The sequence below is a fragment of the Aeromonas sp. Y289-2 genome (assembly GCF_027705925.1).
Lineage (GTDB): Bacteria > Pseudomonadota > Gammaproteobacteria > Enterobacterales > Aeromonadaceae > Aeromonas > Aeromonas veronii.
On sequence record NZ_JAPDCH010000011.1, the window covers coordinates 1 to 20,808 of the forward strand.

At 52.6% G+C, this 20,808-nt stretch carries 17 protein-coding genes; 9 read left to right on the forward strand and 8 right to left on the reverse strand.

Annotation, left to right across the window (positions count from 1 at the left end; genetic code table 11):
• Positions 1 to 248 precede the first annotated feature (248 nt).
• Positions 249 to 1,085: a tRNA cyclic N6-threonylcarbamoyladenosine(37) synthase TcdA gene (gene tcdA / locus OKC43_RS15535; RefSeq protein WP_236272162.1), complete on the forward strand. Its 837-nt coding sequence runs from the start codon at positions 249 to 251 to the stop codon at positions 1,083 to 1,085.
• A gap of 21 nt (positions 1,086 to 1,106) precedes the next feature.
• Here the strand turns inward: tcdA and OKC43_RS15540 are convergent, their stop codons facing one another.
• Positions 1,107 to 1,541 carry a SufE family protein gene (locus OKC43_RS15540; RefSeq protein ID WP_236272163.1) on the reverse strand — a complete coding sequence of 145 codons (435 nt, stop codon included), beginning with the start codon at positions 1,539 to 1,541 and terminating at the stop codon, positions 1,107 to 1,109.
• Between the two features lie 13 nt (positions 1,542 to 1,554).
• Positions 1,555 to 2,775 carry a cysteine desulfurase gene (locus tag OKC43_RS15545; RefSeq protein WP_236272164.1) on the reverse strand — a complete coding sequence of 407 codons (1,221 nt, stop codon included), beginning with the start codon at positions 2,773 to 2,775 and terminating at the stop codon, positions 1,555 to 1,557.
• A gap of 181 nt (positions 2,776 to 2,956) precedes the next feature.
• Here OKC43_RS15545 and rep point away from each other — a divergent pair, with 181 nt between their 5' ends.
• A complete protein-coding gene (gene rep, locus OKC43_RS15550; RefSeq protein WP_019444985.1) occupies positions 2,957 to 4,969 on the forward strand; it encodes a DNA helicase Rep in 2,013 nt (670 codons plus the stop codon).
• A 2-nt stretch (positions 4,970 to 4,971) separates the two neighbouring features.
• On the opposite strand, the gene OKC43_RS15555 is transcribed toward rep, so the two are convergent.
• From OKC43_RS15555 to OKC43_RS15575, 5 genes are all read right to left on the reverse strand, one after another.
• Positions 4,972 to 7,248: a putative bifunctional diguanylate cyclase/phosphodiesterase gene (locus tag OKC43_RS15555; protein WP_100652217.1), complete on the reverse strand. Its 2,277-nt coding sequence runs from the start codon at positions 7,246 to 7,248 to the stop codon at positions 4,972 to 4,974.
• Between the two features lie 84 nt (positions 7,249 to 7,332).
• Positions 7,333 to 7,788 (reverse strand): c-type cytochrome, encoded by a 456-nt coding sequence (locus OKC43_RS15560; RefSeq protein ID WP_019444987.1) that lies wholly within the window; start codon positions 7,786 to 7,788, stop codon positions 7,333 to 7,335.
• A gap of 197 nt (positions 7,789 to 7,985) precedes the next feature.
• Positions 7,986 to 9,014: an L-threonine 3-dehydrogenase gene (gene tdh / locus OKC43_RS15565; RefSeq protein ID WP_005340852.1), complete on the reverse strand. Its 1,029-nt coding sequence runs from the start codon at positions 9,012 to 9,014 to the stop codon at positions 7,986 to 7,988.
• Positions 9,015 to 9,069: 55 nt separating this feature from the next.
• Positions 9,070 to 10,260 (reverse strand): glycine C-acetyltransferase, encoded by a 1,191-nt coding sequence (locus OKC43_RS15570; protein WP_005342487.1) that lies wholly within the window; start codon positions 10,258 to 10,260, stop codon positions 9,070 to 9,072.
• 115 nt (positions 10,261 to 10,375) lie between these two features.
• Positions 10,376 to 11,020, reverse strand: a complete 645-nt coding sequence (locus tag OKC43_RS15575; protein ID WP_164535773.1) for a TetR/AcrR family transcriptional regulator — start codon at positions 11,018 to 11,020, stop codon at positions 10,376 to 10,378.
• Between the two features lie 158 nt (positions 11,021 to 11,178).
• Between OKC43_RS15575 and rfaD the strand changes: the two genes are divergently transcribed.
• From rfaD to glf, 6 genes are all read left to right on the forward strand, one after another.
• On the forward strand, positions 11,179 to 12,135 hold the full coding sequence (gene rfaD, locus OKC43_RS15580) for an ADP-glyceromanno-heptose 6-epimerase (RefSeq protein ID WP_236272165.1): 957 nt from the start codon (positions 11,179 to 11,181) through the stop codon (positions 12,133 to 12,135).
• A gap of 118 nt (positions 12,136 to 12,253) precedes the next feature.
• Positions 12,254 to 14,014: a polysaccharide deacetylase family protein gene (locus OKC43_RS15585; RefSeq protein WP_236272166.1), complete on the forward strand. Its 1,761-nt coding sequence runs from the start codon at positions 12,254 to 12,256 to the stop codon at positions 14,012 to 14,014.
• A 3-nt stretch (positions 14,015 to 14,017) separates the two neighbouring features.
• Entirely contained in the window at positions 14,018 to 15,244 is a 1,227-nt protein-coding gene (locus tag OKC43_RS15590; protein WP_236269080.1) for an O-antigen ligase family protein, read from the forward strand.
• Positions 15,241 to 16,344, forward strand: a complete 1,104-nt coding sequence (locus OKC43_RS15595; protein ID WP_236272167.1) for a glycosyltransferase family 9 protein — start codon at positions 15,241 to 15,243, stop codon at positions 16,342 to 16,344. Before OKC43_RS15590 ends, OKC43_RS15595 begins: the two co-directional genes overlap by 4 nt.
• Positions 16,345 to 16,377: 33 nt before the next feature.
• On the forward strand, positions 16,378 to 17,163 hold the full coding sequence (locus OKC43_RS15600) for a DUF4422 domain-containing protein (RefSeq protein ID WP_236272168.1): 786 nt from the start codon (positions 16,378 to 16,380) through the stop codon (positions 17,161 to 17,163).
• On the forward strand, positions 17,160 to 18,269 hold the full coding sequence (gene glf, locus OKC43_RS15605) for a UDP-galactopyranose mutase (RefSeq protein ID WP_236272169.1): 1,110 nt from the start codon (positions 17,160 to 17,162) through the stop codon (positions 18,267 to 18,269). Before OKC43_RS15600 ends, glf begins: the two co-directional genes overlap by 4 nt.
• Before the next feature lie 31 nt (positions 18,270 to 18,300).
• Here glf and OKC43_RS15610 read toward each other — a convergent pair whose 3' ends face one another.
• Positions 18,301 to 19,362 carry a glycosyltransferase gene (locus OKC43_RS15610; protein ID WP_236272170.1) on the reverse strand — a complete coding sequence of 354 codons (1,062 nt, stop codon included), beginning with the start codon at positions 19,360 to 19,362 and terminating at the stop codon, positions 18,301 to 18,303.
• Positions 19,363 to 19,598: 236 nt separating this feature from the next.
• Between OKC43_RS15610 and OKC43_RS15615 the strand changes: the two genes are divergently transcribed.
• A complete protein-coding gene (locus OKC43_RS15615; RefSeq protein ID WP_236272171.1) occupies positions 19,599 to 20,798 on the forward strand; it encodes a 3-deoxy-D-manno-octulosonic acid transferase in 1,200 nt (399 codons plus the stop codon).
• Positions 20,799 to 20,808 lie beyond the last annotated feature (10 nt).

Sequence of the window (20,808 nt, forward strand, 5' to 3'; positions counted from 1 at the left end):
TAGCGCCGATGGTAGTGTGGCATTCGCCATGCGAGAGTAGGACACTGCCAGGCACCCAATACAAGAAACCCCGCTCAATGATCGGGGTTTTTTATTGCCTGAAAATCAGAAAATCGTCTGATTATTGACCTTTTATTACCTCTTCTTTTGCTGTTTAGTCTGTTTTCACTCCTCAATTTTCTCCGCAACTGCCATCGCAGCTGGCGGTGGTTGTCGCTATAATGGCCGCCCTCAAGCAAGGTGGTGGTATGAAAGCAGAATATCTACAGCGATTCGGGGGCATTGCCCGTCTTTATGGTCAGAGCGCACTGCGTTCCTTTAGCCAGGCCAAGGTCTGTGTGGTGGGTATCGGTGGCGTGGGCTCCTGGGCGGCAGAGGCGCTGGCCCGCGCTGGTATCAACCAGATCACCCTGATCGACATGGACGATATCTGCATCACCAACACCAATCGCCAGATCCACGCCATGCAGGGCACGGTTGGTCGCCTCAAAACCGAGGTGATGGCCGAGCGTATTCGCGCCATCAACCCGGATTGCGAGGTGATCGAGGTGGATGATTTCGTCACCGCCGATAACCTGGCCGAGTATATCAAGCGGGAGTTTGACTATGTGGTGGACGCCATCGACTCGGTCAAGGCCAAGGTGGCGCTGATTGCCTTCTGCAAGCGCAACAAGATCCCGGTGATCGTCGCGGGTGGTGCTGGCGGGCAGATGGATCCGACCCAAATCACCGTGGCCGATTTGGCCAAGACCATTCAGGATCCGCTCGCTGCGAAGGTTCGCTCCGACCTGCGCCGGTTGCACAACTTCAGCAAGAATCCGGCGCGCAAATTCGGAGTGGAGTGTGTCTTCTCAACCGAGCAGTTGAGTTATCCGGATGGCAATGGCGGTACCTGTCAGGCCAAGGCGGCCAGCGATGGCACCATGAAGATGGATTGCGCTTCCGGTTTTGGCGCCGTGACGCCGGTGACGGCAACCTTTGGGCTGGTTGCCGCGTCCCGGGTATTGAAGAAGATTGCCGAGCGGGGCGCCCGAGCCGAGGAAAAGGCAGGGAATGAAGATGCAAGGTCGATTGGCGAAGCCTAATCGACCACTGAACAAGGCGGGTTAGACCGCTTGTTCCCGGATCGCCAGTACGATCGCTCTGAGCCCGTTACCTCGTGACGGGCTCAAGTGTTTTTCAAGTCCCAGTTCGCTGAAATACCCTTCCATATCAAAAGCCTGGATCGCCGCAGACGCTTGGTGGTTGAGTGCCGCCAGCACGATGACGATGAGGCCACGCACGATGCGAGCATCAGAATCACAGGCAAAGTGCCAGCAGCCATCCTCGCTTTGTTCTCCCTTCAGCCAAGCCTGGCTTTCACACCCCTTGAGACGGAATGCCTCCTGCTGCCATTTGCCGGGTAGCACGGGTAACAGCTTGCCGAGCTGGATGATGAGCCGGTACTGGTTCTCCCAGCCGTGGGCTGCGGCAAACTGCTGGCGGATGGTGTCGGCGTTGGGCTCAAGGCCAATCTGGGTATAGCTTGCGAGGTCACTCATTCGGTTATCTGCCTTAGAAGAAGTCGCTGAGTTTGTGCAGGGCGGCCAGCAGGGCGTCGACATCGTCCCGATTGTTGTAGCAGGCCAGCGAGGCACGTATGGTGCCGCTGATCCCGAGCGATTCCATCAACGGCATAGCGCAGTGATGGCCGACTCGCAGGGCGATCCCCTGCATATCGAGCAGGGTAGCGGCATCTTGCGGGTGGATGTCGTCGAGCAAGAAAGAGACTGCACCGGCGCGTTGGCCCGGTTCACCGACCAGACGCAGCCCCGTCACCTGTTGCAGGCCAGAGACCAGATAGTCGGTCAGTGCCTGCTCATGACTGGCGAGCCATTGCCGATCTTGCGCCATCACAAAGTCGATGGCGGCGGCGAGGCCGATAGCGCCAGCGATATGGGGGGTGCCCGCCTCGAATTTGAAGGGCAGGGTATTGAAGGTGGTGCCGCTGAAACTGACCCGATCGATCATTTCGCCACCTGCTTGCCAGGGCGGCATCCGCTCCAATAGCTCGGTGCGGCCCCACAACACACCGATGCCTGTCGGGCCATAGAGCTTGTGGCCGGAGAAGGCGTAGAAGTCGCAACCGATGGCTTGCACATCTACCTCGAGATGAGCCACCGCCTGGGCGCCATCGATCAACGTCACGGCGCCAACCGTTTTGGCGGCCGTCACTATCTCTTTGACTGGATTGACGGTGCCAAGGGCATTGGATACGTGGGCCACACTTACCAGCCGGATGCGTGGCCCCAGCATGGCGTGATAGGCGGCCAGATCGAGATCGCCCCGCTCATTGAGCGGGATGACCCGGATCACCGCGCCGGTACGCTGGGCAACCAGCTGCCACGGGACGATATTGGCGTGGTGTTCCAGCGTACTGAGGATAATTTCGTCCCCTGCCTTGAGCTCGCTCATTCCCCAGCTCTGGGCCACCAGATTGATCGCCTCCGTGGTGCCACGGGTCCAGATAACTTCGAGGCTGCGGGGCGCATTGATAAAACGGACGACCGTCTCGCGGGCAGCTTCGAAGGCGCGGGTAGCGCGGCCACTCAGGGCGTGGGCGGCACGGTGCACGTTGGCGTTGTCGACCCCATAGTAGTGAGCGATGACATCCAGTACCGCTTGTGGTTTCTGGGTGGTGGCGGCGTTGTCCAGATAGACCAGAGGGTGGCTGTTTACCTCCTGCGCCAAGGCCGGAAACTGGCTGCGCAGTTGGTCGTGCTGTTGCTGATTCATGCTCCCCTCACCATCTGGAAAAAGTCATCATCTCGAAAGGTCGGCCATGATCCTGAAAATAGCGCCCGAACACAAGGCGCGATAAGCCCGATGGGCGGTCACCAGCTGTGCAGCAGGTACGGCTCATCGGGTGATTTCTGGTACAATGCCGCCCCTCATCATAAGCCAAGAGATCCGGCCCATGAAGCTCAACCCCAATCAGAACGAAGCGGTCAAGTATGTTTCCGGCCCTTGCCTGGTGCTGGCGGGTGCCGGATCGGGCAAGACCCGCGTCATCACCAACAAGATTGCCTATCTGGTGCAGCAGTGCGGCTACAGTGCGCGCAACATCGCTGCGGTCACCTTTACCAACAAGGCGGCGCGGGAGATGAAAGAGCGGGTCGGCCAGACTTTGGGGCGTAAGGAGGCGCGGGGGCTGATGGTCTCCACCTTCCATACCCTGGGTCTCGATATCATTCGTCGTGAGCACAAGAGTCTGAATCTCAAGGCTAACTTCTCCCTGTTCGATGACACCGACCAGCTGGCGCTGCTGAAAGAGTTGACTGAAGACGAGCTCGACAACGACAAGGACAAGCTCTCGGCCCTTATAAGCCAAATCTCCAACTGGAAGAACGATCTTATCCTGCCCGCCCGCGCCATGCGTATCGCCCGCGGGCCGGACGAGGTGTTGATGGCCCAGCTCTACGAGCGTTATCACCGCCAGATGGTGGCCTACAACGCGCTGGATTTTGATGACCTCATCGTGATGCCGACCCTGTTGCTCAAGAGCAATCAGGAGGTGCGTGAGCGCTGGCAGAACAAGATCCGCTATCTGCTGGTCGATGAGTACCAAGACACCAACACCAGCCAATACGAGCTGGTGAAGCAGATCGTCGGCGAGCGGGCACGTTTTACCGTGGTAGGGGATGATGACCAGTCCATCTACTCCTGGCGTGGTGCCAAGCCGCAGAATCTGGTGCTGCTGAGCGAGGATTTCCCCAGCCTCAAGCTGATCAAGCTGGAGCAGAACTACCGCTCCAAGCGGCGGATCCTCAAGTGCGCCAACATCCTGATCGCCAACAACCCGCACGTCTATGACAAGGCGCTCTTCTCCGAGCTTGATGAGGGGGTGAAGCTCAAGGTGCTGTTCGCCAAGAACGAGGAGCACGAAGCGGAGCGGATCGCTGCCGAGATGATGGGCCACAAGTTTATGAACCGCACCCGGTTCAAGGATTACGCCATCCTCTATCGGGGCAACCATCAGTCGCGCATCTTCGAGAAGGCGCTGATGACCAACCGGATTCCTTACCGCATCTCCGGCGGTACCTCGTTTTTCTCCCGCACCGAGATCAAGGACATCATGGCCTACCTCAAGCTGCTGGTGAATCCGGATGAGGACACTGCCTTCCTGCGGGTGGTCAACCTGCCGCGCCGCGAGATTGGCCCCACCACCCTCGAAAAACTGGGTCAGTATGCCAACCAGCGCGGCAAGAGTCTGTTTGCCGCCAGCTTCGAGCTGGGGCTGGAGCAGCACCTATCCGGCCGTGGCCTCACTGCATTACAGGCCTTCACCAACTGGCTGGTACGCCTTGGCGATCAGGCGCTGCGTGGCAATCCGGTGGAGGCGGTGCGGGACATGATCAAGGAGATCCACTACGAAGAGTGGCTCTACGAGACCTCCCCCAGCCCGAAAGCGGCCGAGATGCGGATGCAGAACGTCTCCACCCTCTATCGCTGGATCACCGAGATGCTGGAAGGGGATGAGCTGGAGGAGTCGATGACGCTGGCTCAGGTGGTCACTCGCCTCACCCTGCGCGACATGATGGAGCGCAACGAAGGAGAGGATGATGCGGATCAGGTGCAGTTGATGACGCTGCATGCCTCAAAGGGGTTGGAGTTCCCCTATGTCTATATGGTGGGGATGGAGGAGGGCTTGCTGCCCCACCAGACCAGCATCGACGAGGACAACGTGGAGGAGGAGCGGCGTCTCGCCTATGTGGGGATCACCCGGGCCCAGACCGAGCTGACCTTTACCCTCTGCAAGGAGCGGCGTCAGTTTGGCGAGTCGGTACGGCCAGAGCCGAGCCGCTTCCTGCTGGAGCTACCGCAGGATGATCTGGAGTGGGAAAACCAGAAGAAGGTGACTGCCGAGGAGCGCCAGCAGAAGGGGCAGGTCGGTGTTGCCAACCTGCGGGCGTTGTTCAAGAAGGATTAACCCTAAGGATTGGCCGGGGTCAGTAGCGGTACTATGTCTGCTCCCGGCATGGGCGGTGAGATATAGCGCCCTTGCCCCATCCGGCAGCCGATATCAATCAGCTTCTGCAATTGCTGCTGGTTCTCGATCCCCTCGACTACCAGGGTGTAATCGAGATCCTGACAGATATCCCGCATGGCGCGGATTAGTGCGAGGTCTTTGGGGGACTGCAACATGCGCTGAGTAAAGCTGTCATCCACCTTGATGTAGTCCACCGGGAAGTGGAACAGGGCGTTGAGGGAGGAGAAGCCGGTACCGAAATCATCGAGGCTGATCTGGATACCCTTGGCGCGCAGCTCGTGCAGCGACGCCAGTGCATCGGAATCTTGTCGCGACAGCTCCCGCTCGTTGAATTCAAAAATCAGATAGCCGGGGGCGACCCCTTCCTCTTCGATAATTCCCATCAGCCGCATGATGTGGTCATGGTTGACCAGATGCTTGCCCGACAGATTGATGGCGATCTTGAACTTGCCCTGCCCGGAGATTGGCAGCCAGTTCTTCAGTTGCTGACAGGTGTGGCGCAGGATCTGGTAATCCAGCTCCAGAATCAGACCGCACTGCTCTGCCAGCGGAATAAAGTCGAACGCATCCTTCAGAATCCCCTCCTCGGTCAGCCAGCGCGCCATCACCTCCAGTCCGGTCAGGCGGCTATCCTGCAGCCGGATCACAGGCTGGAAGTAGGGGACGATACGCCCCTCCCGCAGGGCTCTGGCCAGCATCTCTTCCGGCGAATTCCAATTCTGGTTGATGCAATCATCCGAGTAGCTGACGATGCGACTGCGACCATTGCGCTTGGCCTGATACATGGCCAGATCGGCCTGATGGAGCAGCTGGCTGATATCTGAGGTTTGCTCGGAGACGCTCGATACCCCAAGGCTGACGGTAATGCTCAACTCGTTGCCGAGTAGCCGGAACGGGTAGGAGAGGCGGCTGATAATGCGGTTGAGCACCGGGCTGATGTCATCGTCGCTCTTGCTGCTGTCCAGATAGATGACAAACTCGTCGCCCCCCAGTCTGGCCACCAGATCGTTTTGCCGGATGCAGGTTTGCAGGCGGCGACTGACCTCCTTGAGCAGCTGATCGCCAGCGCTGTGGCCCAAGGTGTCATTGATCTGCTTGAAGTGATCCACATCGATAAAAATCACCGCAAATCCCGGCGATTTGTAGCGGTTGTAGTGGGTCATGGCGTGGTTGAGGTGGTTCATCAACAGCGCGCGGTTGGGCAGCTGGGTCAGCGGGTCGTGAAGCGCATCGAATTGCAGCCGCCGTTCCAGCTCCTGATGCTGCTTGAGTTGCTTTTGCAGCCTGAGGTTGGTCTGACGCAGCTGTTGCAGCCGCTGGTTGATGGAGTCTTCGGTATTGATGTCGTTGAGCTGCTGGCGGATCCGTCTCAGCTCCAGCAGCAGGGTGAGCTGGCCACGCAGGAAGTCGAGAAACAGCTTGTCGTCGGTCTCCAGCGGTTGAGCCGTGCTGATGATGAAGTGAGCGAAGTACTGTTGTTGCAGCCGTAGCGGCATGCTGTGCCAGTAGCGTGACTCCCTGCTCACCTCGATATTGCTGGTGCTGTGGCACAAGCCGCTGATGAACTCGTCTCCCTGATGGGGATGGGCAGGGTAGATCTTTTCCAGCTTCTGACTGGTTAGCCTGACCAGCAGCATGTCCTCGATGGTGAGCATCTGGCGCAGTACCGCTTCCAGCTGGGAGAAGAGCGCCTGAGCCGGCAGGGTATTGGCGAGCCGCATGATGCGGCTGATGCTCTCGATTTTCTTTTTCCAGTTCGGGTCTTTGCGAATCAGCGGCGAAGGGAGCTCGGTGAGATGGGATCCCGCCTGGGTTTCGGTCAGCCGTTTGGCCAGACACTCCAGCAGCAGGCGCAGGGTCGGCAGGTCGGCTGGGGTCCCACGCGCCAGCAACCACTGTATCTGGCCATGCTCGATGGGGAAGACGCACCACCCTTCGGCCTCATCCAGCTGGGTGAGTTGATCGGTGATGCGGGACTGCTCCCGGCCCAGCTGTTGCTTGAAGATGTCGCTGACCTTGTAGGCGTAAAGCCAGTTCAGACCGGTATCGGAGAGGCCCAGCATGCCGAAATGTTGCAGCGGGCAGAGTTGGTCAATCTGCTGGATTAGGGCATCGTAATCGTCAGACGTGGCGGTTTGTGGCGCCGGGAAGTCCATAATGGCAGAGACCAACGCCAACAGAGGAGTTGAGTAGTGGGGTTCGATGGATTGGGCCGACATGTGCAACTCCCGATATGTCTACCTTACAAGAGTAGTCGGAAGCCGATAGATTGAAAGGGCCGCAATTGCGGCCCTTTCAAATACTTACAGCTTGTCGATCATGTAGTGGATGGCGTTTTCAATCTCTTCATCACTACAGTTCGCACAGGTGCCGCGTGGAGGCATCATGCCGGACTTGCCGGTAAAGCCTTCGATGGCATGTTTCTTGAGAGTATCAATGCCCTGGGCGATGCGAGGATCCCAGGCGGCCTTGTCACCCCGTTTGGGGGCACCGGCGGCACCGGTGTCGTGACAGGCAAAGCAGGCGCCCTTGTATACCGTTTCGCCATCGCGGGGACCGGAAGAGGCGGCCGCCGCCGGAGCAGCACTCGCGCCGGCAATACCTTCCAGATCCTTGGCGGTATAGACCTGACCGATTGGTTTGATCCGCTCGGCAATGGCTTCCGGTGACATCTCATCGGCAGCAAGCACTGCCCCAGACAAGCTGGCGGCCGTCATCCCGACAGCCAGCAAATAGCTCAGTTTTTTCAACACGCTCATATACTCCCAGCAGTCTTTTATTATCCATGTAAACGACGGGATTATAACCGAATAGTTACAGCCATTTAAACGCTTGTGTGTGAAGTGTTAAACACTCTGCGTACAAAGTTTTGGTCGATATCACGGCAATTCGGGTGGTGGAGATAAAAAGAAACCCGGCATTCGCCGGGTTTCGGTTAACCAAGGGGTGAAACGGCCTATTTATCCCAGCTCAGGATCACCTTGCCGGAGTGGCCGGAGCGCATCGCATCGAACCCCTGCTGGAATTCGTCGATATGGAATCTGTGGGTGATGATGGGGGAGAGATCCAGCCCGGACTGGATCAGGCTGGCCATCTTGTACCAGGTCTCGAACATCTCGCGGCCATAGATCCCTTTGATAAACAGCCCCTTGAAGATCACCTTGTTCCAGTCGATGGCCATGGTGGAGGGGGGGATGCCAAGCATGGCGATCTTGCCGCCGTGGTTCATCTTGTCGAGCATCTCCTGGAAGGCGCTCGGGACGCCGGACATCTCCAGCCCCACGTCGAAGCCTTCGGTCATGCCCAGCTCGCTCATCACGTCGGCCAGCTTCTCCTTGGCCACGTTGACCGCGCGGGTGGCGCCCATCTTGCGGGCCAGCTCCAGCCGGTATTCGTTGACATCGGTGATCACCACGTGGCGCGCACCCACATGGCGGCAGACGGCGGCAGCCATGATGCCGATGGGGCCTGCCCCGGTGATGAGCACATCTTCACCCACCAGATCGAAGGAGAGGGCGGTGTGCACCGCATTGCCGAACGGGTCGAAGATGGCGGCCAGCTCGTCCGGGATGTTGTCCGGCAGCTTGAAGGCGTTGAATGCGGGGATCACCAGATACTCGGCAAAGGCACCCGGGCGGTTGACGCCAACACCAATGGTGTTGCGGCACAGATGAGTGCGCCCGGCGCGGCAGTTGCGGCAGTGACCGCAGGTGATGTGCCCTTCGCCGGAGACCCGATCGCCGATGGCGAAGCCGCGCACCTCCTGACCGATGGCGACCACTTCCCCGACATATTCGTGGCCGACCACCATGGGTACCGGAATGGTCTTCTGGGACCACTCGTCCCAGTTGTAGATGTGGATATCGGTGCCGCAGATGGCGGTTTTGCGGATCTTGATCAGCAGGTCGTTGTGGCCGAGCTCGGGAGCCGGCACATCCGTCATCCAGATGCCGACCTCTTTGTGCAGTTTGGAGAGTGCTTTCATGGCTGTTCCTTCAATATGAATGCAGAAAAAAGGGGCTGCAGCCCCTTGATTCAAATCAGATAACGCCGAGTTCACGGCCGATGCGGATAAAGGCGTCGATCGCCTTGTCCAGCTGCTCGCGGGTATGGGCGGCAGACATCTGGGTGCGAATGCGCGCCTGACCCTTGGGCACGACCGGGAAGGAGAAGCCCACCACATAGATGCCGGCTGCCAGCATGCGGCTCGCCATTTCGGAGGCGAGTTTGGCATCCCCCAGCATCACCGGAATGATGGCGTGGTCGGCGCCTGCCAGAGTGAAGCCGGCGGCGCTCATCCGCTCGCGGAAGTAACGGCTGTTCTCTTTCAGACGTGCGCGCAGGTCGTGACCTTCGGCCAGCATGTCGATCACCTTGATGGTGGCGGCAACGATGGAGGGGGCCAGCGAGTTGGAGAAGAGGTAAGGGCGGGAGCGCTGACGCAGCCAGTCGATCACCTCTTTCTTGCCGGAGGTATAGCCGCCGGATGCGCCGCCGAGCGCCTTGCCCAGGGTGCCGGTGATGATGTCGACCCGATCCATCACGCCGCAATATTCGTGGGTGCCACGACCATTTTCGCCGATAAAGCCGACGGCGTGGGAGTCATCCACCATCACCAGCGCATCGTATTTGTCCGCCAGATCGCAGATGGATTTGAGGTCAGCGATGACCCCATCCATGGAGAAGACACCGTCGGTGGCGATCAGCTTGAAGCGGGCGCCATCGGCGTCAGCCTGTTTGAGCTGGGCTTCCAGTTCGGCCATGTCGTTGTTGGCGTAGCGATAACGCTTGGCCTTGCACAGCCGCACGCCGTCGATGATGGAGGCGTGGTTGAGGGCATCGGAGATGATGGCATCTTCGGCGCCGAACAGGGTCTCAAAAAGACCGCCGTTGGCATCGAAACAGGAGGAGTAGAGGATGGTATCTTCGGTGCCGAGGAAGGCAGACATCTTCTGCTCCAGCGCTTTGTGCTGATCCTGGGTGCCACAGATGAAGCGCACCGAGGCCATGCCGAAGCCGTGGCTGTCGAGTCCCTGATGGGCGGCAGCGATCAGATCCGGGTGGTTGGCCAGTCCCAGATAGTTGTTGGCACAGAAGTTCAGTACCTGCTCACCGCCGACGGCGATGCTGGCCTGCTGGGCGGAGGTGATGATGCGCTCCTGCTTGTACAACCCTTCAGCTTGCACCTGGTTCAGTTGCTCGGTCAGGTGACGATAGAATCCGTTAGACATCCTCGATCCTTAGTGGCTATTTCAGCTGCGTATCAACAGAGGGCGACATTTTACTGCAATCTGTTGCGGTAAATTCAAATGATTGTGCTGATATTCAACAAATGTGAAACAGATCTCACCCAGCTGGTTGGGCCAGCTGGCGGTAGTGCTGCTCCAGCTGCTGGATCTGTCCGGCTACCTGGGGCTGCACATAGGGGCGCAGCAGGAATAGCACCTTCAACACGCCTTGATAGAGCAGCGGTTTGGTGATGCGGGTGTTGGGGGCCTGGGCAATCTGGAACGGGATCCAGCAGGTCACCACCATCTTGATGGTCTGGCCCAGATCCGGCAGGTCTTCATCGCTGACATCGATAATGCCCCCTTCGCGCAGGCTTCTGAGCAGGGCGACCACGGAGGAGCGCATCTGCTCTTGGGCCTTGAGGTACTTCTGTTGCAGCGGTTCGTCACGGCTCAGGATGTCCGGCAGATTGGCGTAGAAGAAGCGGAACTGCCACATCAGATAGAAGATGGCATCGAGATAGCCCATCAGATCCTGCAGGGTGATTTCACGGTTGCGGGTCGGGATGAAGCTCTCGCTCAGGTGACGGGCATACTGGTCGAAGATGGAGTGGATGATGTCTTCTTTATTGCGGAAGTGGTAGTAGAGGTTGCCCGGGCTGATGCCCATGTGCGCCGCAATATGGTTGGTGGTGATGTTGCGTTCACCCTGATCGTTGAACAGCTCGGTCGCGCTGTGAATGATCCTGTCTCTGGTTTTCATCACTCATTCCTCCAACAGGTTCCGCTCGGGGCAGTTTTGAACAAGGTCGAATCCCCGGACGGCCCGTGATAAACTTTTCGGCAATTTCAAATTGGCTCACTATACACAGCTTTAACAAGCAGTCACATGTAGCCATCAACGTACGAGAGGCAAACTCCATGATCGTAGTAACTGGCGGTGCTGGCTTTATCGGCAGCAATCTGGTCAAGCAGCTGAACGCTCAAGGACGGACCGATATCGTGGTCATTGATGACCTGACCGACGGCACCAAGTTCGTCAACCTGGTCGATCTGACCATCGCTGACTACATGGACAAAGACGAGTTTCAGGCTCGCGTCGTCTCCGGTGACGAGTTTGAAGAGTGGGATAACGGCATCGAGGTGATCTTCCACGAAGGTGCCTGCTCTGCCACCACCGAATGGAACGGCAAGTTCATCATGGAGGTCAACTACGAGTACTCCAAGGATCTGTTCCACTACTGCATCGAGCGTGAAATTCCGTTCATTTACGCCTCTTCTGCCGCGACCTACGGTGGCCGCAACGACAACTTCATCGAAGATCCCAAGTTCGAACAGCCGCTCAACGTCTACGGCTACTCCAAGCAGTTGTTTGACCAGTACGTGCGCCGCTGGATACCGGAGATCAACTCTCAGGTCGTTGGCCTCAAGTACTTCAACGTCTACGGCCCGCGCGAGCAGCACAAAGGCTCCATGGCTTCCGTCGCCTTCCACCTCAATACCCAGGTGAAGAAGGGCGAGAATCCCAAGCTGTTCGAAGGTTGCGATGGCTTCCCGAACGGTGGTCAGATGCGTGACTTCATCTATATTGACGACGTCTGCAAGGTAAACCTCTGGTTCTGGCAGAACCCGCAGCATTCCGGCATCTTCAACTGCGGTACCGGCCGTGCCGAGCCATTCCAGAACGTGGCCGAAGCGGTGATCAAGCATCATCAGAAGGGTTCTATCGAATACATCCCCTTCCCGGATCACCTCAAGGGTCGCTACCAGAGCTTTACCCAGGCTGACATGACCAAGCTGCGCAGCGTGGGTTATGACGCCGAGTTCAAAACCGTTGCCGAAGGGGTAGCGGATTACATGGCCTGGCTCAACCGCTAACGGGTGAGCACAACGCGGCAGTTTGAGCGCAAAACCGGAAGTGGGCACTCGCCTGCTTCCGGTTTCTGGTCTCTGTGGCTGCTTGCCGTTCCTCTCTTCTCTACCGGGTAACCGCGCGATGAATATATTGATGGCACTCTCCCAGCTCGAGGTAACGGGAGCTGAGGTCTATGCTACCACGGTCGGTAACGAACTGACCCGGCGTGGTCATAACGTCTTTTATGTGTCAGATACCCTGACCAAGCCGACTCTTGGCCCCGTCTTCAAGCTGAGATTCAACAAGCGCAGCATTCTGCGCCGCTTCTGGCACGTCTTTTACCTCATCTATCTCATCAAAAAGCACCATATTCAGTTGGTGCATGCTCACTCCCGCGCCTCCGGCTGGAGCAGCTATGTCGCTTGCAAACTGACTGGCACCCCGATGATCACAACGGTGCATGGTCGCCAGCCGGTGCACGCTTCGCGCAAAGCCTTCCATGCTCTCGGCTATCGGGCGGTTGCCGTTTGTGAAGATATTGCCCATCAGATAGTCGACAATCTGGGGGTCGATCCCGCGATCGTGCAGGTGCTGCGCAACGGTATCGAAACTGACAAATTCCAACCTGTGCCAGCGCCGGACAATCCCAAGCCGGTGATTGCCATCATCGGGCGCCTGAGCGGCCCCAAAGGGGAGCTCTGTTACCGTCTGCTCGACGAGGTACTCGATCTGGATGCCTGCAAGGTGCGGATTGTCAGCGGTACCAAGGTACCGGAGCGCTTTGCCCGTTTCGAAGGACGCGCCGAGTTTGTTGGCTATGTCGATGATGTCCCCGCTCTGCTGGCTGGCAGCGATTTGGTGATAGGTGCCGGTCGGGTGGCGATGGAAGCACTGCTCTGCGGTCGGCCCGCCTTTGCCATTGGTGAAGCCAGGGCCATTGGCCTGGTGACCGAACAGAATCTGGATGATGCTCTGGCGAGTAATTTTGGCGATATCGGCCCCAAGGATCTGGCCATCGATTTTGCCGCGCTGAAGGGCGAAATCGAATCGGCCCTCACAAGCAAGGTGGTGCCGGAAGCCATTCGCCAACGCATTCAGGATGAGTATGGCTTGCAGGGGGTAGTATCTGGCCTCGAAACCATCTATCAGGATGCCGTAGTCGAAACCCTGCGCCGCGAGATGCCCGTCATCATGTACCACCGTTTTATCGAACAGGATAGCGAGAAAGGGGTGCATGGCACCTGGATGCCGATCACCATGTTCGAGAAGCATCTGCGACTGATGAAGTGGCTCGGCTACGAAACCCTGACTTTCCGCGATTTGGCGGACAAAGGCTTTATCCACCGTCTGCAATACGGCAAGAAGTACCTGATGATCACCGCCGATGACGGCTATCAGGACAACCTGACCCGCATGCTGCCGCTGCTGGAAAAATATGGTTATAAAGCCGTGGTGTACGTAGTCACCGGCGAAGGTTATAACCGCTGGGATGTGGAGCATCCGACCAATCCGGATACCCAGGTTTCATTGATGAGTGGCGAGCAGGTCAAGGCGTTGGCCGCCAGCGGTCATGTGGAAATTGGTGGTCATACTCTGACTCACCCCCGCTTGAGCAAGCTCACACCCGAACAGCAAGCCCGTGAAATTCAGGAGAATAAACGCCAACTGGAGGCCTTGCTTGGCCATCCGCTGCTCTCGTTCGCCTATCCTTACGGAGATGTGAACGAGAGTGCCAAGGAACAGGCTATCGCTGCCGGGTATCGTTTTGCCGTCGCTACCAATAGCGGTCCCAAAGCGATGCACCAGGACCCCTACCAGATCCGCCGGATTGCTATCTTCCCCCGAACCGATGTGTTCGGATTGTGGCGCAAAATTCGCGGGAATTATGTGTTCAGGAAATAACTTGTGAATTTAGATAAAAATTGCCTACGACTAAATATTATTGTGCAATTTGCAGCTTTTTTATTTGGTGCAATAGTTTTAACTGTTCCCAGTGGTTATGGATATGGGCCCAGCATTTTAGTTTTGGCAAGTGCTTTTGTCTTTTGGCGTAAAAGGTATTATTTGGCAATGAGTTCTGAGGTGAAAATATTATCATATATATTCATCTCTTTTTTTATCATCCAAGCCGTGTCAATCTGGATTGATGGTGGTGCTCTCAAAGAGTTAGACCGACCAAGTCGCCTATTAATGGCTGCAATGACATTGCCTTTATTGAGTTTATTTCCTGTAAATATTAACGTGTTTATTGCGGGGCTTTCTATAGGAGCAATTAGTTCAGGTCTAATTGCGATATATGAGAAAGTTTATTTAGGAATGCCACGAGCTTTTGATGAAAGCATGCCAATTCAGTCAGGAAACATCAGCATGACATTGGCATTGTTATGTCTGTGTGCTTTTTTTTGGTTCCGCCATTTAGGGAAGAAAAGCATTGCTGCCTTTATGCTTCTTTCATTTTTAATGGGGGGTATAGGCAGTTTTCTCTCCGGGACCAGAGGTGGCTGGGTTTTACTTCCAATCGTATTGTTTACAATAGTTTTTTATTTTAGAAAACAGCTATCCCTCAAAGATGGTCTATATGCAAGTACAGTATGTGCCTTATTGTTTTTCTTGGCTATGCTTCCGCAAAGTGGCGTAATGGACAGGATATATAATGCGAAAGCAGATGTTGTTCATTATTTTGATGGTGTGAACCCGGATACATCTCTAGGCATTCGATTACAGTTGTGGAAAAGTGCATATAACTCTTTTCTGGAAAAACCAATTTTTGGTTGGGGAAATAACGGTATTCGCTTATCACAATTAAACCAATATAATAATGGTTCTATATCCGAGTTTATTTATAATTTTAACTCACATGCACATAATCAATTTTTAGATGAAATGGCTAAACGCGGTATTATTGGCTTCTTGATGTTAGCTCTGCTGTACTTTTATCCACTTTGGGTTGCGAGTAAAAATAGAGATAACTTGTTGGTTAGTAGTATGTTGGCGGTTTCATCATTAACTCTTGTTGATTATAGCTTGAGTCAAGCATTTATAAGTCATAACTCCGGGATGATATTCTTCATGTTTTTATTTTCGGCTTTAATTACCACAATAAAGGTATCGCCTCTGGAGGGAAGAAAATGATTAAGAAATTGCAATCATGGCGCGATATCATTCGTCGTAAAATAGGAATTATGATTTTTGACCGCCCTGTTACAAACTCATTATATGAACAACGAGGAGCCACAGTATTCGTCCGTTGGGACGCAAAGCTGGGTGATGCGATAGTTTCATCGTGGGTTGCTAGAGAGATCAAAAAAAAATACCCAATGCAGAAGGTAATCGCTATCACATCACCCGATATAGCTCACTTATTCAGAAAATATTTTAAATTTGATGAGGTTTTTTGTATACCCAAAAGACCATCATATAATCAACTAGCGAGTTTGGCCTCTTCGCTAGGAAATGTCGATTATCTTGTACATTTTTCAAAAAGTATGAAGATGAAAGACATGTATTTTATAAAAAAAACAAACCCGAAGCATGTTATTGGGATCGATGATGATTTGCAATGTGTTGATATTAAACTGGGTAAAAAAACAGAAAATGTTCATTTTTCGATAAAGTTTTCTGAAGCGCTGAAATCTATGGGGGTTGGTGAGTTTGACAGTAAATATATAATCCCATATTTCACTGAAGATGAAATGAAGGTCAGGGAACATTGGCCTAAGGTTCCGACTATATGCTTTAATCCATATGGAAGTGGGAGCTCAAGAGTATTCAATAAAGAGAATGTATTGAATCTGATAGATATAATGCTGGCTGAATCGGATTTCAATATCTGTCTATTATATCCACCTAATCAGCTGGAAGAAATTGACCGCATTATGTCAATGATGTCTGTTGCGTCTAAAGAAAGAGTTTTTATCTATAACCAGCCGCCATCACTTGGGGCTTTGTTTGCCCAGGTAAGAGCGAGTGTTGGTATGGTTTCCGTAGATACTGCTACTGTTCACATTAGTGCAGGGCTAGGTAAGCCTATCTTGGGAATATATAACGATAACTTTGGCATGCCTGAAAACAAAGAGTGGCTACCAAATTGCCATAATTCGAAAGTGTTATATGTTGAAACAAATATGATTCAGAGTGTTAATTATATTAATATTGATAAGTTTAGAGCTATGTTTATAATGTGGAGTTCTCTTTGTATCAGTAGAAAAACACTTATTAATAATCTTTTTTAAAATGGCTTTCAAAATGTAAAGGTCTTTGTTTTTATGACAATAAAAATATATGTTGCAACACATAAGCCATATAGTTATCCAAGTGATACAAATATTTATGTGCCTATAGAGGTAGGAGCCGCATTAAGGGAGCCGCATTTCTGTTTGGTAAGAGATGATATCGGTAATGATAATATTTCATTGAAAAATGGAAACTTTTGTGAGCTGTCTGCAATATATTGGATGTTGAGAAATGATAACTCAACTCATGTAGGATTAGTTCATTATCGGCGTCATTTTAAATTGGGTGCTAGAAATGAGGAAAAGTTTATAGGGCGTTGGGGGGTTAATTCTTGTGTAACTGCATGTGAACTTGATAAGTTATTTAAATGTTATGACATAGTAATACCCAAGAGAATTAAGTTTCATGCTCATATTGAACAGGATTATAAAATAAATCATGTTCATGCTGATTATGAGATTACTAGAAGTATTATAAAGGATAAGTATCCAAAATATTTAAAGTATTTTGATGACTTTTCATGCCAAAGAAGTATCCATACTTGCAATATGTTTGTCATGCCCCAACAATTATTTAGAGAATGTTGGGAGTGGATTTTTTCTGTGCTATTTGAGTTAGAGCTATCTATTGATATTAGTTCCTATGATAGTTATCAGCGCAGAGTATTTGGTTTTATATCAGAGAGGCTTTTTAATGTTTGGATCTTATATGCTGCACAAGAGCTAAATTTGCGCATTTATGAATCTGGGGTGATAAATCTAGAGTCAAAGAGCCGAGTTAAAAAATTATTTAGCAAGTTTATTAAGGAATCAATATGACAGAATATGATTATCTTATCGTAGGGTGCGGATTGTATGGTGCGACATTCGCAAACCAGATGAAGGATAATGGGAAACGTTGCTTGATAATTGATAAGCGAGAGCATATTGGTGGCAACGTTTACTGCGAGCAACAACATGGTGTGATTGTACATATGTATGGCGCCCATATATTTCATACCAACGATAAAGAAATATGGGACTTTGTTTGTGCTCACGTTGATATGGAACCATATATAAATAGTCCATTGGTAAGATATAAGGATGAACAATATAATTTACCGTTTAATATGAATACATTTCATGGTCTATGGGGTGTAAAAAATCCGGAAGAGGCTATGGCTATGATAGAAAAACAGAGGGCTGAATATAATAATGTAACTCACCCTTCAAATTTGGAGGAGCAAGCCCTCTCATTAGTCGGGCGAGACATATACGAAAAGCTTATTAAAGGTTATACAGAGAAACAGTGGGGAAAGAAAGCAACTGAATTACCGGCGTTTATAATCAAGCGTATTCCTGTTAGATTTACATATGATAACAATTATTTCAGTGATAAGTACCAAGGGATTCCATTTGGTGGTTATAACACATTAATAAAGTCATTGATTGATGGTGTCGATGTGAAATTAGGGGTGGATTTTTTTGATAATCAGGAAAAATATCGTAAGTTGGCGAAAAAGATCGTGTTCACGGGGGCTATAGATGAGTACTTCTCATACTGTTTTGGCGCACTAGAATATCGCTCTCTTAGATTTGAACATGAAGTTTTTGAGAGTGAGAATGTACAGGGTAATGCAGTTATAAACTATTCTGACGCATCCATCCCCTATACTAGAATTATTGAGCATCGTCACTTCTCTCGCTATTGTTCATCACCATTCTCGGTGTTAACAAAGGAATACCCAGATTCATGGGTGCTTGGTAAGGAAAGGTATTATCCTGTGAATAATGACGCAAATATGGAACGCTATAATAAATATAGAAAGTTGGCAAAAAATGAGTCTGACGTGATTTTTGGAGGCCGACTTGCTGAGTATAAATACTATGACATGCATCAAGTAATTAGTTCTGCACTTTATCGTGCTCGTCAGGAGTTGGAGTAATACAAGGCGAATCATATGATTCGCCTTTCAATTATAAAGCAAGGAATTTTTTAATGGTTTGGCTGCTAGAGAATGACTCGTATAAAGTATTGCTTATGAAAGGTGGCATTTTATCAATAGATGATATTGCGGTTGAAAGTGCTTGACCGTTATTTATTGGGCATAGATATTCAAATAGACTGCCAGTAAGAATCTCTGCCGGTCCAGACGGACAATCCACGCTGATCACCGGGGTATGGCAGATAAGTGCTTCAATAAGCACTGTTGGCAATCCTTCAGCATCTGATGTCAGGATAAGTGCTTGGGCCGCTTTGATATAGGGATAGGGATTCTTCTGAAAATCGATAATTATCACCTTGTTGGCAAGGTTCATCTCCTCGATCATGGCTTCAATGTGAGGGCGTCGCTCCCCTTTGCCCATCAGGACGAGTGGCGTATCAACGCCACTTAGCTGATATGCCTGCAAGAGACGATCGTGGCGTTTTCGTTCTTCGAAGGTGCCAACATGGATAAAATACTTGTCGAATGGCTTGCTGAAAGGCTCATTGGCCAACGCATGAGTTTTCTCGATATCAAACGGATTGTAGATAACCTGACACGATTTGGGTGTAGCTTTTACATTTTGCAAAATGTCGTCCGCGATACCACGAGATACGCAGATCAGTTTCTTGCCATTATAGAAGCGCTTGAATTTTTCATATCCTTTGGCATTGTCTTTGGCAAAACCGGTGACATTACCGTGGATCCAGTAATAGATATTCAGTGTATCAGGCAGGTGCCTGGTAATTTTATCACATGAGCATGAGATGATGACGTCAGGTGAAATCTCTTTGATTCTTTTCAGGATCAGCGACGCTTGTATTTTTTCAACCGCAACATTGGATATGGTTTTAGTCAGCTTTGTGACAATGCCAAGATTAATCGGGTGAATGTTGTCAGGTAGCGTATGGTCTATTTTTTCCCGCAAGGTAAACAAGGTTACATCTGCACCGGCATCTTTTAGCAATGATGCGGTATTGAGCAAAACCTTTTCCGCACCACCACCATACAAGTCTTCAACAATGAATAAAAACTTTTTAACTGGTGGGGTCATAACTGCTCCGCGGGTCTCATAACTGACTGGTAAATCTACTAAAAAAGTGAATCGTAAACGAGCAAAATCAGGTGGTAACTGTTAAAGTCGTTAGCAATTTTTTCAATAGGTGTGGATCAATGATTGGTCTTAGTGGGCGCTACCATAACGCATTATTCGCGGCCTGTATATTTGCCGGGCTGCTGCTTTCCTGGCTGTTTTCCGATCACCAACTCCTAACCGGCGACCAGACCCAGATGCTTTACAAGGGTTACCTTGGGGCTTATGAGGGGGTCTGGCTCAGCTATGGCAATGCGGCGAGTGCGGTGGGCAATGTGCCGGGGAGCTTGTCGGCCTGGCTGATTGGCGGGCCGCTGCTACTGTGGGATTCTCCCTATGCCCCCATGGTGTTGCTGCTGGCGATGCGGTTGGTCGGGTTTCTGCTGTTTGATGCAGTGATCCGTCAGGTGTTTGATGACAGGGTACGTCTGCTGTTTCTGGTGCTCTGCTGGCTCAACCCCTGGTTCCAGTACGAGAGTCTGCTCTACAACCCCTCTTATCTGTTCCTCTTCTCGGCCATGCACTGCTGGTCTGCCTGGCATATGCGCGAGCGGGCCTCCTTTTGGCACATGATCGTTCACCTGCTGGCCATCGGTATGGCGATGCAACTGCACTACTCCTGGCCGCTGCTGGCGGTGATGTCCACCTATCTGTTTTGGCGCCGCATTCTCAAGGTGAGCTGGAGCGGGGTGGTGGTGGCGATCCTGCTGATCGGTGCCTCCCTGATCCCCTACGCGATGGAAGTGATGAGCAACAGCCACATCACCCAAAACGTCGATCCCGAGGCGCGTCAGCGCTATATCGGCTGGGGGCTGGTGCATGTCTATCCGGTGTTGAAATCAGTGCTCTACTGGCTGCGTTACGGCTCTTGGCTGTTTGCCAGCAAGCTGGTCAACGATACCCAGTTCATCTGGTTGGCGGGGCACGAATACCTGCAGATGGCGGCAGTCTGGCTGTGGCGGGTGGTGATCTACGGGGTCGGCTCGGCGACCGTATTGCTGGCGGCCAAGGCCAACTGGCAGCTGTGGCAGGAACTCAAGCCGCGTCTGTTGCGTAGCGACCGCGCTCCAGTGGATGGTGAAAGCTGGCTCGGTCTCTATGCGCTGGCAGCGGTGCTGGCGGTGCTGGTGAGTGCGGCGCTCTCGCCCATCATCTTCAACTATTGGCACCTGATGCTGATCTTCCCCTACGCCCTGTTCCCGATCCTGCTGTTGCTGGTGCGCTGGAGCCGTCGTTATCCGCAGTGGGTTGGCAAGGGGCTGCTGGTGGCCACCCTGTTCTGCACCGCTGTGAACCTGATCGCGGCGTGCGACAGCACCAAGTTCTCCTATCAGGCGGACTACAAAGCCCAGGTGCTGGAATATCTGCAAGAGATGAAGCTGCAACCCAAGCAGTGAGTCATCCACG